Source organism: Leptospira hartskeerlii (assembly GCF_002811475.1).
GTDB lineage: Bacteria > Spirochaetota > Leptospiria > Leptospirales > Leptospiraceae > Leptospira_B > Leptospira_B hartskeerlii.
Window position 1 is genome coordinate 93778 of sequence record NZ_NPDL01000007.1, and the last position, 15224, is coordinate 109001.

At 41.1% G+C, this 15224-nt stretch carries 16 protein-coding genes; 11 read left to right on the top strand and 5 right to left on the bottom strand.

Annotated features, from left to right (window positions below):
* Positions 1-33 precede the first annotated feature (33 nt).
* Positions 34-1854 (bottom strand): S41 family peptidase, encoded by a 1821-nt coding sequence (locus CH352_RS13675; RefSeq protein WP_100707733.1) that lies wholly within the window; start codon positions 1852-1854, stop codon positions 34-36.
* A gap of 97 nt (positions 1855-1951) precedes the next feature.
* Here CH352_RS13675 and CH352_RS13680 point away from each other — a divergent pair, with 97 nt between their 5' ends.
* Positions 1952-2866 carry a hypothetical protein gene (locus CH352_RS13680; protein ID WP_243396405.1) on the top strand — a complete coding sequence of 305 codons (915 nt, stop codon included), beginning with the start codon at positions 1952-1954 and terminating at the stop codon, positions 2864-2866.
* On the opposite strand, the gene CH352_RS13685 is transcribed toward CH352_RS13680, so the two are convergent.
* The gene (locus CH352_RS13685; RefSeq protein WP_100707820.1) at positions 2859-3605 is read right to left on the bottom strand and encodes a pyridoxine 5'-phosphate synthase; all 747 of its coding nucleotides are present in this window, start codon (positions 3603-3605) and stop codon (positions 2859-2861) included. The genes CH352_RS13680 and CH352_RS13685 overlap by 8 nt on opposite strands.
* Positions 3606-3718: 113 nt before the next feature.
* Between CH352_RS13685 and CH352_RS13690 the strand changes: the two genes are divergently transcribed.
* The 8 genes from CH352_RS13690 to CH352_RS13725 all read left to right on the top strand — a co-directional run bounded on the left by CH352_RS13690 (position 3719) and on the right by CH352_RS13725 (position 10682).
* A complete protein-coding gene (locus CH352_RS13690) occupies positions 3719-4156 on the top strand; it encodes a TIGR02300 family protein (protein ID WP_100707732.1) in 438 nt (145 codons plus the stop codon).
* Between the two features lie 23 nt (positions 4157-4179).
* Complete coding sequence (gene miaA, locus CH352_RS13695; protein ID WP_165780200.1) at positions 4180-5061, top strand: tRNA (adenosine(37)-N6)-dimethylallyltransferase MiaA; 882 nt, start codon at positions 4180-4182, stop codon at positions 5059-5061.
* Between the two features lie 6 nt (positions 5062-5067).
* On the top strand, positions 5068-5319 hold the full coding sequence (gene hfq / locus CH352_RS13700; RefSeq protein WP_100707730.1) for an RNA chaperone Hfq: 252 nt from the start codon (positions 5068-5070) through the stop codon (positions 5317-5319).
* On the top strand, positions 5320-6195 hold the full coding sequence (locus tag CH352_RS13705) for a hypothetical protein (protein ID WP_100707729.1): 876 nt from the start codon (positions 5320-5322) through the stop codon (positions 6193-6195).
* On the top strand, positions 6196-7257 hold the full coding sequence (locus CH352_RS13710) for a mannose-1-phosphate guanylyltransferase (RefSeq protein WP_100707728.1): 1062 nt from the start codon (positions 6196-6198) through the stop codon (positions 7255-7257).
* 281 nt (positions 7258-7538) lie between these two features.
* Entirely contained in the window at positions 7539-8270 is a 732-nt protein-coding gene (locus CH352_RS13715) for a hypothetical protein (protein WP_100707727.1), read from the top strand.
* A 10-nt stretch (positions 8271-8280) separates the two neighbouring features.
* The gene (locus CH352_RS13720) at positions 8281-8745 is read left to right on the top strand and encodes a chemotaxis protein CheW (protein ID WP_100707726.1); all 465 of its coding nucleotides are present in this window, start codon (positions 8281-8283) and stop codon (positions 8743-8745) included.
* The gene (locus CH352_RS13725; RefSeq protein ID WP_100707725.1) at positions 8742-10682 is read left to right on the top strand and encodes a tetratricopeptide repeat protein; all 1941 of its coding nucleotides are present in this window, start codon (positions 8742-8744) and stop codon (positions 10680-10682) included. Before CH352_RS13720 ends, CH352_RS13725 begins: the two co-directional genes overlap by 4 nt.
* A gap of 32 nt (positions 10683-10714) precedes the next feature.
* Here CH352_RS13725 and CH352_RS13730 read toward each other — a convergent pair whose 3' ends face one another.
* The 3 genes from CH352_RS13730 to CH352_RS13735 form a co-directional block, all read right to left on the bottom strand.
* Positions 10715-11224, bottom strand: a complete 510-nt coding sequence (locus CH352_RS13730; protein WP_100707724.1) for an LIC_12238 family plasminogen-binding lipoprotein — start codon at positions 11222-11224, stop codon at positions 10715-10717.
* Positions 11221-11397: a hypothetical protein gene (locus CH352_RS19055; protein ID WP_165780197.1), complete on the bottom strand. Its 177-nt coding sequence runs from the start codon at positions 11395-11397 to the stop codon at positions 11221-11223. Before CH352_RS19055 ends, CH352_RS13730 begins: the two co-directional genes overlap by 4 nt.
* Before the next feature lie 235 nt (positions 11398-11632).
* A complete protein-coding gene (locus tag CH352_RS13735; protein ID WP_020767934.1) occupies positions 11633-12073 on the bottom strand; it encodes a CBS domain-containing protein in 441 nt (146 codons plus the stop codon).
* Between the two features lie 350 nt (positions 12074-12423).
* Here CH352_RS13735 and CH352_RS13740 point away from each other — a divergent pair, with 350 nt between their 5' ends.
* Both CH352_RS13740 and CH352_RS13745 read left to right on the top strand, forming a co-directional pair.
* Complete coding sequence (locus CH352_RS13740; protein WP_100707723.1) at positions 12424-13917, top strand: ATP-binding response regulator; 1494 nt, start codon at positions 12424-12426, stop codon at positions 13915-13917.
* Positions 13918-14033: 116 nt separating this feature from the next.
* On the top strand, positions 14034-15089 hold the full coding sequence (locus CH352_RS13745; protein WP_100707819.1) for a class I fructose-bisphosphate aldolase: 1056 nt from the start codon (positions 14034-14036) through the stop codon (positions 15087-15089).
* Positions 15090-15224: the final 135 nt, after the last annotated feature.

A 15224-nucleotide genomic window follows, 5' to 3' on the forward strand; every position in this document is an offset into this window, starting at 1 on the left:
CAGATTCGGCGGCTTTACGCCGCCGAGATTAGATTATTTACGTTTTGTGCCGGTGTTTAAAAGGGCTTCTACGTAATCAATGGAACGGATCAATTGGAAGTCAGGTTTGATCGGATCGTTCTTATGTTCTTGTATGAACTTCTCCGCTTGTCCGTTTGATTTTACGTAAGCCTCCAGTTTTTTCACATCGAAATGACCTTTTTCTTCTGCAGAAGAAGGTAACTCAGGAAGGTGATTCCACATATTCTCTTCACGATAATGAAATGGGAAACTGCCATCTTCTTCGGAAGAAACATCCACATCAGGTTTGACCCCGACTACCTGGATCGTATTCCCGGAAGGTGCATAATATCTGGATTGAGTAAGTTTGATATAATAAGCTCCGTTTCCTCTCAACTCTTGGAGTTTTTGGACGGTTGCTTTTCCAAAAGATCTCTCTCCGAGGATCAAACCGCGACCATGATGTTTGAGCGCAGAAGCTACGATCTCAGAAGCAGAAGCAGACTTTGCATTGATTAGAACCGCGACTGGAAGATCGGTAAGATCTTTTTTGCCTGCATTCGAATCTTCAGGGCTTCTATTCGGACTTTTTACGGAAACAATAAGTCCGTTAGTCACAAACATATCCGCAAGATCGATCGCCAGATCTAAATAACCTCCAGGATTATTTCTTAGATCTAAAACTAACGCCTTGAGTTTGGTTCCTTTAGAAGTAGATTGTTTTTCTAATTCTTTGAAATGTTGTACGAATTCTTTATCAACGGAAGGATCCGATTTAACGAAACCGGTCAGCTTGATATATCCGATATAAGGATGATTGTCTATCAACTTGCTTGTGATATTTCGGATCTCGATCGTGTCTCGGATCACTTCGATCGCCAAAGTTCCCGCCACTCCTTTTCTACGGATGGTCAGAACTACTTTGGATCCTTTTTTTCCTTTGATCCTTTCTACTACTTTGTCGAGTAACATTCCTTTTGTGGATTTTCCATCCACTGCCAGGATTATATCTCCAGCGCGAACACCTGCGGTGACTGCAGGTCTTCCTTCCAGAGGATTTTCTACGATAACTTCTTTATTACCGCCACCGCTTAAGATTGCTCCAATTCCCTCGAAACTTCCGTCTTCGATCTTTGCCATAGATTCTTCCCAGGCGGCTTTTAGGAATACTTGGCTATGAGGGTCTAAAGAAGAAAGATAACCGTTAGCTGCAGCTAAATACACATCCTTGATACTAAAAGGTTCTTTTTCTTTAGGATCTTCTTCTCCAAACGGATCTTTGAGTGGAGGAGTCATGTAGTTTTGCAGGTTTTTTTCGAGATACGCCAAAACTCTATCGAAGTCTTTTTTGGAGAAGTTGGTCTGTTCCCATTTAGCGGTGAGTACTTTTTTACGAACCTTCTCCCTTTCTACAAGTTTAAGGACCTCGTCATTTGAAAGTTTAGGTTTGTTAGCCTCTTCTTTCAGTTTTTTATCTCGGATCTTCTCCACTTCTTTATAATCCGGATCGAATAGGACAAATTTGTCCTCCGGAGAAAGTTTGAAAGATTTACCTGGAAAAATATCATCCGCTTCTTCGTATTTTTCTCGATCCGTGAAATAACTTTCCGGATACAGATAAAGGCCATGCGGCAAAGATAGAAGTGCGAAAACCGCTGCGTCCTTGTAAGCGCGGTTTTTATCTATATTTTTATCTATATAGTTTCCCTCAACGGTCTTGACTACGCTGTCAAAATCTTTGAGAGTGAAATCTGCCGTGGTCTTGGAATTTCCGGAAGAAGGTTGGCAGAAGAAGATGCTCGTACATAAGATAACGGAGAGAAAGGATAAGGAGAAGGATCTCAAGCTTTTCAAATCGGGTCCTCTTTTTGCAAGGTTGATTTTCGATCATTTTCCACCCGGAACAAGCATTGTCAATCTATTCCCCCGAAATCTCTCATTCTATAAAGGTTTGGAAAAGTTCTGTATTTTTCCTTTTTTCTGCTTTGTGGGAACTTTTTACTGCACTTCTGTTTCGGTCCCTGGCGGCGGGAGATTCGGGTCGGAACTCATACAAGAGCAGGCAATCCTAGATTTTTATGGAACGGAAGAAGAAAGAAAATCTTCTTTAGATTTATTAAAATCTTCCTGCAGATCCCTGAGAAAAGATAGGGGACTCGCTTGTTATAATTTATCCATTTTATACGATTCTTTGGGAGAAAATCAATCAGCTTGGGAATATGCGGTTAGAGCAAAAAACTCAGATCCGAACGATCCACTCTACAAAGAGCTTGCATTCACTTCTTCTTTAAAATGGGAATCCGAAAAATCCGCACTCGCGGACCAGGAAGAAGTTTTGTATCAAACCGCAATCTCCGCATGCAAAAAAGGGAATATTGCAGAAGCTTCCGAATCTGTTTTTAAACTGATAGAAATTCAGTCCATTTCAAAAGAATCCTTAACCAAAGGCATATTTGCAGAATGTGGGCTGGACAAAGAATTGGTCTCAAAAGCAAAACCGAACGCACTCAAACCTTCTTCCGAATATTATAAATTTCTGGAGAAGAACCATCCTTACAAAAAGGTATGGGATTTGAGTGGAGAATTCGGTAGGAATCCGAAGGACATGGTTTCCGGAAATAAGGTCACCCAATCCTGGAAAGAACTCAAAAAAGCGGTCTCCACGAAGGATCAGGTTTCCGCTAAAAAACATCTTTTAAGTTTTAGATCGAATCTAGAAGAATTAGCCAAAACGAACTCAGAAGCATCCATGCTTTCCGCAAATTTAAAAAAAGCAGCTTTTTTATTACTCTCTGAAGATTCGAATTATTCTTCATTCAAAGAACTCGCGAAGGAACTCTCGGATCCGCCGGTTCAAATTAAGTAAGAGTCTTTAAATATTCTTTCACTGCGGCTTCTAAACCGACTTCGAGGGCATAAGACATTAATCTGTGGCCGATGGATACTTCCTCTAAACCTGGGAGACTGGAAAATAGTGGAAGATTGAAATGATCCAGGTCGTGCCCTGCGTTGATCCCTATTTTTTGAGCCTGTAGGAACTCCGCCGCCTTTCTAAAAGATTCGAATGCTTTTTTACCTTCTTCCGGAGATTGGTCGAAAGCATGTGCGTAAGGACCCGTGTAAAATTCAACTCTGTCCGCGCCGGTATCTTTTACTAATTTAAGATTCTCTAAATCCGTTTCCATGAAGATGGAAACCCGGATCCCCGCATTTTGGATCCTTCGGATATAAGTTTTCAGCTCGGAGGAGTCCTTCTTCAGATCGAAACCGTGATCTGAGGTGATCTCACCTGGGGTAACAGGGACTAACGTTGCCTGGTCGGGTTTGGCTTCCAGAACAAGATCTAAGAATCGGGGAGAGGGTTCTCCTTCCATATTGTACTCTATCTTATTCTTTTTATCCCGATTGTAGAGCACGAAGAACTCCCTCAGGTCGAATACATCCTTCTTTCTTATATGTCTTTCGTCTTCTCTGGGATGAACAGTAATTCCATGAGCACCAGAATCCAAGATCAGTTTTGAAAGATAGATCAGGTCCGGATGATTTCCACCTCTGGAATTTCTCAAAGTAGCAATTTTGTTTACATTTACGCTCAGATGGACCATAACCCTCGTATTCCGAATCCAATTCTTAGAAAATGCAAAATAGCGGAAACTAGATTTCTGACTGCTTTTTCTGCTTGAATCGGAATAAGTGTCTTCCAGCATGGTCAATTCCGATGGCAACAGCTAAGAAAACGGCTAAGAAAAAAGCTGCACCGAAGTCCAAACCTCCGGTGAAAAAAAGCGCTCCGAAGAAAAAAACTCCTCCGGCAAAAAAGAAGGAAGTTGCTAGTACAAGCAAGCCTGCGGGGACTAAAAAGTCTTCTGCATCCAAATCTTCCCTCAATCCTTTGGGCAAAAAGTTCACATGTCATACTTGTGGAACCAAGTTCTATGATCTAAACAAAGAAGTAAAAATCTGCCCTAAATGTGGAGCGGATCAAAGCAAACGTCCTCCTTCCAAATCCAGGTCTCGTGTCGCTAGAGTGGAAGAAGAAGAGTTTCCAGAAGAAAACTTAGATTACGATTCCGAAGTTGGTTTCGAAGAAGAAGAAGGTGGTATCGTAGAAGAACCTCTGGAAGAGGAAGAAGACGAGGAAGAGGAGGAGGAATAATTCCCCCCGCCGCCAATTCCATTCTGATCATCACCGCTCCCACCGGGGCCGGAAAAACGGCTCTGGTGAGAGAATTAGATCCTTCTCGTTTTGAAATTATCTCCTTCGATTCCAGACAGATCTATAAAGAGCTAAGTATCGGCACGGCAGCTCCCAGCCCCGAAGACTGCGAAAAAATCCCCCATCATTTGGTTTCTTTTCTTTCTCCCGCAGAGTCAATAGACGCAGCAAAATTTGTTACAAAGGCAGAAGAAGCGCTGGATGATATACTTTCCAGAGGCAAAATCCCAGTTTTAACAGCGGGAACAGGGTTCTATTTGAATGCTTTTTTGTACGGTATGTTTCCTGTTCCGAAAATCACTGAAGATATAAAATTGAAAGTGGAATCCTTAAGTATGGAAGAAAGGATTAGGGAACTCCAAAAGGTGGACCCTAAAGCTCTCCAAAAAATCTTTCCGAACGATAACTACAGATACGGAAGAGCCTTGGAAGTGAATTGGATGGGAACTCTTTGGTCCGAACTAAAAGTAGAAGAAGGGAGCGGAGCCCTAATTTCCAAAAAATTGAATATACTTGGGGCCTTCTTCTTGGATCTGGATCGAAAAGAATTGTACGAAAGGATCGATTCCAGGGCCAAAAAAATGATAGAATCCGGAATGGCAGAAGAAGCGAAAAGGGTCTCAGATAAATACGGGGAAGATTGTCCCGGTCTTCAGTCCTTAGGTTATAATTTCGCGCTTGAAAATATTAAAGGAACGTCCAATCTTGAGACATTCTTTGGGAATTTAAGCCAGTCTCATAGGAATTACGCCAAACGTCAGATTACTTGGTTTCGAAAGCAAAAGATTTTGGAACAGGTCCATCCGAGTGAAGCGTATAAAAAGATAAAAAATATAAACGGATAAAAATCTATGTCTGCTAAAAATAATATACAGGACCAACTGCTCAATACGGCTAGAAAAGAAAAACTAGAATTGACCATCTATCTTCTAAACGGAGTTCCTCTAAAAGGTAAAGTGGTAAGTTTCGATAATTTTACTATAGTCCTTGAGCAGGAAAATAAGCAGAGTTTGGTGTATAAACACGCGATCTCAACGATCATTCCTGCCAAAGTAATCAAACTTTATACAGAAGAAGCAGCAAAAGAAGCTCCTTCCGCCTAAATGTTCCGAAAGATAGGCCGGGCACTTTTCATTCTATTTATATTAGCGGGGATACTACTGGTATCCTATCCGCTTTTCTTTATAAAAGAAGGAGAGGCTTTGCTTGTCTGGGAACAAGATTCCAAGTTAGTTTCCTTCGTTCGTGGTCCTGGCTTTGCCTATGAACCGGCCGTAATCCAGTTCTGGGACAAGTCTGTTCGTAAAGAATCCTTAAACTCTTTGGCTTTGGAGTTGGATATTCATCACGATCTTTCTTCCGGATTATTTTCCGAAAAATCGGAAGAAGGTAAGATCAGAGCGAAACTGGATCTATCTTTTCATTTAGAGGAAGAAGGATCTAAAAAGTTTTTTCTCTCCGGAGGAAAGACAGACCAAGGCAGAGCAAAATATCTCTCCAATATCTTTCAGTCCAAATTGAGAGCTGGGATAGAGGATGAGAAAAATATCAACTTAAACAAGGATTCTATCTCCACTTTCCTAAGGAACGACATGGTGAAAATTCTCTCCACTGAACTTCCTTGGCTTAAGATAGAATCGGTTCGCATTATCAGTCTGGATATTCCTGACCCGATACTCATTGCGAATATATTCCGTAATCCTAACTATATTTTGGCTAAAAAGTTAGAAAGAATAGAAGCCTTAAAAAAGGCGGAATCTTACTCCATACAAGAAGAAGCAAAACTTGCAGTTTCCAAAAAGAAATGGGAACAATATAAGGATTTTCTAAAGAAGAATCCGGATATGAAAGAGTTCCTACTTTACGATAATATCGGAGAGAATGTGGATGTTTTACTTCTTCCTTCCGATACAGTTTTTGGAGATCCTAAATCTTTGAGTAAGAAAAAGTCCGCCCCCAAACCTAAAGAGGTGGAATAAATGACACAAGACAAACCCGTAGTACTCATTATGGCGGGGGGAAAAGGAGAAAGATTCTGGCCAAGATCCAGAGTTTCCACTCCTAAACAACTCCAGAAAGTATATTCTAAAAATACTCTTCTAAAAGAGACTTTAAATCGTGCTTATACGATCACAAGTCCTGATAGAGTTTTTATCGGAACAAACGCTACTTTAAAAAAAGCGATCTTAGCTCAGGAAAGAAGTTTCCCTGAAAATAATTTTATCATAGAGCCTGAAGGAAAAAACACCGCACCAATCATAGCTCTCGCGTCTTTATATTTTAAAGAAAAATTCGGAGATCCGGTTCAGGTGGTATTATCTGCGGATGCTTGGGTAAATTCAGACAAAGAATTTGCTAAGAGTATCCAAAAGGCTTTGAAAGAAGCAGACGAACATTTAGTTCTGCTCGGTATCAAACCGAATCGTCCTGAAGTAGGCTATGGTTATATCGCTTCAGGGAAACCGACTAAACACGGATTCGAAGTAAAATCATTCTTCGAAAAGCCGGATGTAAAAACGGCGATCAAGTATATTAAAAAAGCAAACTTCTATTGGAATCCGGGCATCTTTCTTTGGAAGACTAGTCTGATCCTGGACGAGTTTGAAAAACATTCTCCTAAAATACTAAAACCTCTTAAGGATAGATTTCCATTCAAGAAGATGGGAGATCTGGGAGAAGCATTCAAACTTCTTCCTTCCGAACCTGTTGATATAGCTATCATGGAAAAGAGCGCTCGTATCAGAATGGTGGAGGCAAGCTTCTCATGGGACGATGTTGGTTCTTGGCTATCGTTGGAGAGAGTATTGCCCGGAGATAACCAAGGCAATCGCCATATCGGTAAAGAAATTCTATTTTATAAATCCGGAAATAACGTCACTCAAACTAGAAAAGAATTCACCGCACTACTCGGAGTCCAGGATATCGTAGTTGTTGAAGAGGAAGATGTTCTCTTCATCGCTTCTAAAGAAGGTATAGGTGATATCAAGAATATGGTTGCCGAGATCCGTAAAAATAAAGGTTTACAAAAGTACACTGAATAATTTCCTGGCAGGTTAGGAACAAAATCAGGAGAACCGAATGCCTTCCGGTAAAAAAAGAAAGCGAAGAAAGATCGCGACTCATAAGAGGAAGAAAAAAAGAAGACAGAATCGTCATAAGAAGAAAGGCAAATAAGATATTCTTATAATATCTAAAGACCGGGAAATCGAATCGAAGACCCGGTCTTTTACGCCCGCCATCCTCATCGGGAACTCTCCCGAATCGAAATTAGCAACTATCAAAGCCTAAAGCAAAATTCGAAATTGGCCGATCATGTTGCTGTATGGCCTCCTTCCAGGACTATTCTCTTTTAAGACGTTGGTGGAAACCTGAGTTTCCTCCAGCCAAAGGATATACGAAATCCTACCAAGCTAAAACTCCGGATGGAGACATTCTCCAAGCCGACTTTCATTTTCATGATCGTAAGATCAGGCTAACTTTGGAAGTCGCCGGAGAGAATGGCCGCATTTATGTTTCCACGATTCGGGATGGATCCATCCTAAAAGAGACCGACCTAACCACAGGTAGATCTTATCCACTTTATTCTAGGTTCGCACCTTTTAGGGACTTATTGTCCTCTCTTCCTGACAAGGACGCTTTGCAGATTTTGGGTGGGGCTTATGGAGTTTCTCCGGAACCTTTAGGGGGACCGGAAAGAAGGACTCCGAAACCTTGGGAAATTTCCACCAAGTACGATCATATTTTCGGAATAGATCGCAATCCTAGATCCTGGAAAAGATTTTTCCAAAGGGAGCAAAAAGAGCCCTTATGGACCAGGATCAAAAGAAGGATTTGGGGAGATCTACAAGACTATTCCTTAGGTCTCGCATCTGCTCTCGGGATCTGGTATGCTTACATGGATTTTTATTTGCTCGGATTTTCGCTCGCTGTTTTCGGTTTGCTTTTTGGCGGATTGGACTGGATACTGAGGAAACGCGATCCGCTTTTCTCGAAAGTTGTAATCTTTTTAGGTTCTGGATCGTATTTTTATTACTACGGATTCACCCGTTTCTAAAGGAGGGGGAATGTCCGCCGAAATCGAACACCAGTACATTCTATTTAGCTTGGGAGAGGAAGAATACGCTCTTCCAATCGTTCTTGTGGATGAGATCATCAAGATCCATAACCTGGTCAAGGTTCCCAGGTCCAAAAATTACTTCGCAGGTATCATGGATATCCGAGGCAAAGTAGTTAAGATGGTAGACCTAGGCGTGAAACTCAATATTCCCCATTCCCACGAGCAAGATTACGACCGCGCAATCGTGGTAAAAATAGGCGGAGAATCCGTCGGCATTATAGTAGATAAGGTAGCTAACGTAGCACTCTTTCCTCCGGAAACAATCAATCCTCCTCCTCCTTCTATCAAAGGAATTTCCTCCCGTTATATTACGGGTGTCGGTAAAAAGGACGATAGGTTCATCATCCTGATCGATATCGAAAAAATTCTAGGATCAGAAGAATTAGCGGAGTTGGGTGCCGGAGCGAAATGAAACAAACCCGCCTGAAACTGGGCGTGATACTCCTGATCGTCTTTGGGTTAGGAGTAAACGTCCGAACCGAGGCGGATGAGCAGGACCAAAGACTAGATCCTGCAGGTATTTATAAACTTCCTCATGAGGTAATCCCTCCTGCAAATCTCCGCACATTAAAGGAGAACTTACTTAATTCTTCCGACGCTGCCTCTGATCCGATCACAACGATCCGTCAGGTCATGGATCCTTATTATGCTCAATTCGTGGATCCGAAAAGAACGGAAGAAGAAAGAAGACTAGGCCGTATCTTTACTGAAAAAACGGATCGTAACTCTCTTCGTCTATTGATCTTAAAAATGTTAGGCAAGATCACAGGGGGCCAACAACTCCGTGATTCTCCCATCCTTTTCGAGCTACATTGGTTACTTAGCCAAGAATATTCTAAAAAGAAGCAGAACTTCAAGGCGTTAGAAGAAGCCTTGGCTGCACTTAGATACAGGGACTTTTCTCACACAGAAGAATCATTCTCCAAAGAAGAAAGACTGAGAGAATTATACGATACAAACGAAGTGGAAAGAGCTAGGCAACATGCTAAGGCCAAAAAGGAATTAGAAAAAGCGAATGTAGATCTGGAAAGTGCAAAGGATAGAGTCCATCTTTTAGAAGCTGCTTCCGCAAGGGAGAAGGACCTGATCTTTGAATCAAATCCTCCAAGTAATGCACGCAAAGTTACTGCAAACGATATCAGCATTGCAAAACAAGGTGTAAAAAATGCGGATGATTCGCTTAAAAGGGCCGCTAACGCTTATAAAGATTCATTCGAAAATAATTATTATCCATTTTTTAAAAGAAAGTCCAGAGAAGACGCGGACACGGTCTTAACTTTGGCAAAGTTCGTAAAAGATTCGGAGAATGAAAATAAAGAAAGACTGAAAGTAGTCAACAAAACCTCGGTAAGCGGGCAGGGTATCTTCGTCCTATTTGATTATAAAAGAAATACCGATTTTTTTGCATATGCGGCGCTACTTGAATTAGCATTTCGTTTAGACCCAGAATATTCCCAAGTGGTTTTAGCATTGGCCGAAGAACTAAAGGCTTCCGGTAAAAAAGCCAAATCTCTAGACTTCTTCTTAAAATATCTGGCACTTGCTTTAAAAGAAAATAAAGCTCCCGCAGAGATGGCTTTTGTATATCGCGCGATCGCTTCTTTGCATACGGAACTCAAACAATATGTTTTGGCTGCGGAGTTTTACGAAAAATATTACCTATCGGAACCTGATCCTAAGAAAAAAGGGATCTATGCATTTGAACTTGGGAATTTTTTCGAAAGTAAACTGGGTAATTTAGAATCGGGCAAAAAATACTACGAAGATTGGCTGCAGATCAGAGAACAGGAAAAAGCGACTGCTTCCGATCTATCTTTTACGGATTCACAGGAAAGGATCCGTATGGAGGTCCTTGCTTATTTAGGGATCTCTAAACTATATAGATACGAGAAAAAACCTCCTAAAGAAAAAGAAGAACTTATAAGATCGATCCAAGCCTATGATAGACTTAGAGAAAATTTGAGATTAGAAGAAGAGAAATATTCTCAAGGCAAAAAGGAATTACTGCAGATCAAAAAAGGTCTCTTAGAAAGAACAAACGACCAAGACATGGCGCAATATAGACTCAAAAGTCTGGAGATGGAAGAATCCAAAGAAAAAATGGATATTATCCGTACAAAGCTGGATACATCTCCTGGTCCAAGAGCAATGCAAAGATTATCCGTATTATACGAATTCGAAAAGGATTATGGACAATCCAAAAAAATGAATGAAGAGATCCTGAAAGTAGGAAACCAAACAGAGATCAATCTTGCTCTAAAAAATATAGAAAGGATCAATAAAATTTTAGAAGACGGAATGCAGAGGGATCCCTATCCAAGAGATCCGCTTTCCGGAGATACTTATTAGAATCGATTTGTAGGAGTTCCTACAAGCGGTTTTTAATTCAGAGTTTTCTTGGCTTTAGTGTATTTTTCCACATCGTCGCCGGATTCTTTTTCTTCTTCCCTTTCTTCCGGTTCTATTACTCTGAATTCTACCTGATCGATTACTTCTCCTTCGTAGGAGACCTTGACTAAATATTTGCCTGCGGTCAGTTCTTGGAAACGTCCGGTGATACTGGAGCTAGAAAGTTCAGGCCTTTTACGATTAACTTCTATTTCGTTAAAACCCACTTGGAATCTGCTAAGGCTCACATAGATCTCTGCTTCCGGATTAGGAATTCTCGAAAATTTGTAAAGATATACCAGGGTTTTGTTAGTGGGGAAGATCAGTTTCTCTCTTGTAAGAGTGAATTCCTGGACGGTAGTGAATTTTTTCTCCAGCAAACTTTGTTTGGTCTCATCCACCAAAGCCCAGCCGAATTCTCCGCTCATTCCCAAACAAGAAACAAAGAAGAAGTATAATAAAATTATAAAATAGAAAAACCGGACCTTCATTCCTTGGATCATTCTCCCTTTTCTACAACTCTTCCCTTATCGGAAATATCTTTTTCTCCGGAAGAATATTCTCTGTCTGGATATATCACTCTAAAGCCGGAGCCTTCGCTTCTTTGTGGAAACATAAGCCTTTGTAAAAAACGATAGGTTAAATATGCGAATAATATAATTAAAAGGAGTTTCATCTCTTGTTTGAGGCCTGGCTTTAGTCTATACTTGCCGGAAAAGTGATTCCGGCAACCCGATTTCCAAAAAACAGAGTTGCGGATTTGGGTAATGGTATTACCTTTTAGGAATTAACGGGAATACCCGAATGTGAGCCACTTGCCCCCTGGATATAGTCCAGGTGGGCATTTTTCTATACGTTTCTAAAAGGTTCGATGTTGCGGGGATTCCCGATATCAGAAGGAATAAAAAGGATCAGATAAATCCGGATTCGCTATATATATAATTTTTTAAGTTTTTATTCTCTTCTTCCGTCTTTGCGATTTTGGCTTTTACCGCATCTCCGATAGAGACGATCCCCACCAATCGGTTCCCATCCAGAATGGGCATGTGCCGGATCCTTTTTTTCAGCATAATGGAAAGAACCTCATCCACTTGGTCGTTCGGTTGCATAGTAGTCAATGTGGTGGACATTAGATCCGCCACTGTTTTCTCGAATACTGCTTCCCGATCTGTGGAGGCGAAATGAAGTAAATCCCTTTCTGTAAATATACCGGCGAGTTTCCCTTCTTTGAGCACGATCACGGAACCTATATCATACTTGGTCATAAATCGGATCGCTTCCCAAACGGTAGTACTGGGTTCCACCGAGAGGATCTTTCGGTCCTTTTTTTCCAAGATATCTTTTACCAGCATGGCTACCTCTGGCCCAAAGTTTAGTTTTGAGGGAGCTTCGATTCAAGGACTTTTTTTGGAAAAAAGAGGTCGGAACTATGACAAGCTTTTGGTTCTTTTAGTCGAATGCGCGGAAAAATGGGCACTAAAATTGGAAAAAAAACATTAAAATAGGACTGTATACGACTTTGAAAAATTCGGTGATTTCTTCCTGGATCTCAAAATGCTAAAATAGATTAAAGGAGAAGTTTTGAAAATTTTGCGGAAACAATTATATTCCTAAAAAAGGATTTCCCAATTCACTCCTAACGTGGGAGCATAACTCTAAGAGCCGCAGTTTTTACCACTTCAGGAATATGTTATTAGCGAACATGAGTTCTTCTTCAGAACAACCGAATATTCTAATCGTCGAAGACGAGTGGCTTCTATCTTTCAACCTGCAAAAGACTCTCCAAAATTTAGGCTATAAGGTTGCGGGAGTCGCTGCGAACGGTCTGGACGCTCAATCTATTTTTAAGGAAACTGATCCGGATCTAGTTCTCATGGATATCTCCATCGAAGGGGATATGGATGGGATCCAAACAGCACAACATATACAAAGGATCAAAGACGTTCCGATCGTTTTTATGACCGCGTATACCGACGACTCCACATTTATGAGAGCGATGGATGCTGCTTCTACTTATGCTTATATTACTAAACCGTTCCAGAACCACCAACTTAAGTCTTCAATAGAGATCGCACTTCGCCAACAAAAACGTTTGGGAATCGTTAAGGAAAGTGGAAAAGAATTTAAGAATGTGATCCAAAGTATTTCGGAAGGCGCTGTTTCTTTAGATGCGGAAGGAAATATTATATTTCTAAATCATTCCGCAGAGGAGTTGACTGGCTGGACCTTACAAGAGGCTCTTGGAAAACCGGGAGATGTAGTTCTTTCTTTTATCCAAACCCAAATCGGCTCGGGAGAGCATCCTGATAATTTAGGTCATAACCTTAGATACATCCCGGCGGTCTTAGTTAGAAAGGATGATCGAAAGATCAGAGTAGGCTTCAGGGTTTCTCCTATTAGAGACGAGGCGAATCGTATTGTAGGAAGTATCGTAACATTCTCCGAATTGGACCTTTTATCCGTATCCGAAAAAAGGATCTCAGAAATGGAGAAGGTGATCCAATCCGAAAAAAGATTGGAATCCATCCAGAAATTGGCGGCAGGTATCGCTCATGAGATCAATAATCCTCTTATGGGTGTGATCAACTATGGAAATATTATCCGGAACAAAAAGGACCTTCCTGCTGATATTCGAAATTACGCCAGAGTCATTATAGAACAAGGAGAAAGGATTTCGGGTATTATCCGGAATTTGATCTCATTCTCCCGTTCAGATAACGAAGAACCTACTTGGTGTAAACTGGATGATATTTTGGCGGGGGTAGAGGGCATTATCTCCGAATTATTGAAGTCTAAGAACTTGGAAATTTCCAAGAATATTCCAGCCGATCTGCCTGATGTATTCTTAAAACAGAATCAAATTAAAGAAGTATTATATTATCTTTTGTATTTTTATGCGGATGGAGTCGGCTCAGACTTGAAAGGAAGTACAATCCATTTTAACGCAGGATTGGAAGATACTAAAACTGATTCCGGAAAGTATTTGGTACTCAGACTTTCCGGAACCTTGGATGGAGAATTAGACCCTGAGAATGCTTTCCAACCTTTCGAGAGGATACAATCGGATGATTCGCGGATAGGGATGGGCCTTTCCGTTTGTTATGGGATCATCCAATCCAATCAGGGAAAACTGGATGTCCAAAAATCCAGCTCGGGTACTGACTTCCATATTCGGCTTCCGGTGCAGACTAAATAGTGACCAAGCCTTAGGACTTTCCTTGCCTCTGGATTTCTCGCCGAAAATCGATGGAAATTTTGGGCTTCGCCCCAAAACTAGTCATCAGATCGATAAAACCAATAGGTATAACTGGAATGTTAGATAAAATCAAGAGCGCATTAGGTGCGGAAGCGGATTCTCTCTTAAATCATGTCTCTAAAACCATCCCCAAGGAAACCCTGACCATCCCTGGTTCGAATTACATTGACGAAATTTTTGCTAAAACTGACAGAAACAACTCTGTTCTTAAAAATTTCCAATCCATCTACAACACTGGACGTCTTGCTGGAACAGGATATCTTTCCATTCTTCCTGTGGACCAAGGGATCGAACACAGCGCGGGTGCTTCTTTCGCTAAAAACCCTGCTTATTTCGATCCGGAGAACATCGTAAAACTCGCTATTGAAGGCGGATGTAACGCAGTTGCTTCCACTCTTGGAGTTTTAGGACTCGTGTCTCGCAAGTACGCTCACAAAATTCCTTTTGTAGTAAAGATCAATCATAACGAACTTCTAAGCTATCCAAACAAATTCGACCAGATCCTCTTTGCAAACGTAGAGCAGGCATTCGATATGGGAGCAGCTGCAGTTGGAGCTACTATCTATTTCGGTTCTGACGAAAGTTCCAGACAAATCCAGGAGATCTCCGAAGCTTTCCACAGAGCTCATGAACTTGGACTCGTAACAATTCTTTGGGCTTATCTTAGAAATGATGCATTCAAAAATGATAAGGCTGATTATCATATTGCTACCGACCTTACCGGACAAGCAAACCATTTGGCTGCTACTATCCAGGCAGATATCGTAAAACAAAAATTACCTGAAACCAATTTAGGCGGATTCAGAGATCTGAAATTCGGTAAAAAAGACGATAAGATGTATACTGATCTTTCTTCCGATCATCCGATCGATATGGCGAGATACCAAGTGGCAAACTGTTACATGGGTAAAATCGGTCTGATCAACTCCGGTGGACCTTCCGGTTCTAATGACCTTGGTGATGCTGTAAAAGCTGCAGTTATCAATAAAAGAGCGGGTGGAATGGGACTTATCTCTGGAAGAAAGGCATTCCAAAAGCCGATGAAAGACGGAGTTGCCCTATTAAACGCGATCCAGGATGTTTATTTGTCTAAGGATGTAACAATCGCGTAAGAGACTCTGGCTCTTGACGCTCGAGTAAACGGGCTTCAAACATAGATCATTTTTCCGATACAAAAAACAAAATCGGAAAAATTCGAGGGGGAAAGCGGATTCACGAAAGTGGGTTTGCTTTCCTTTTTTTATTGG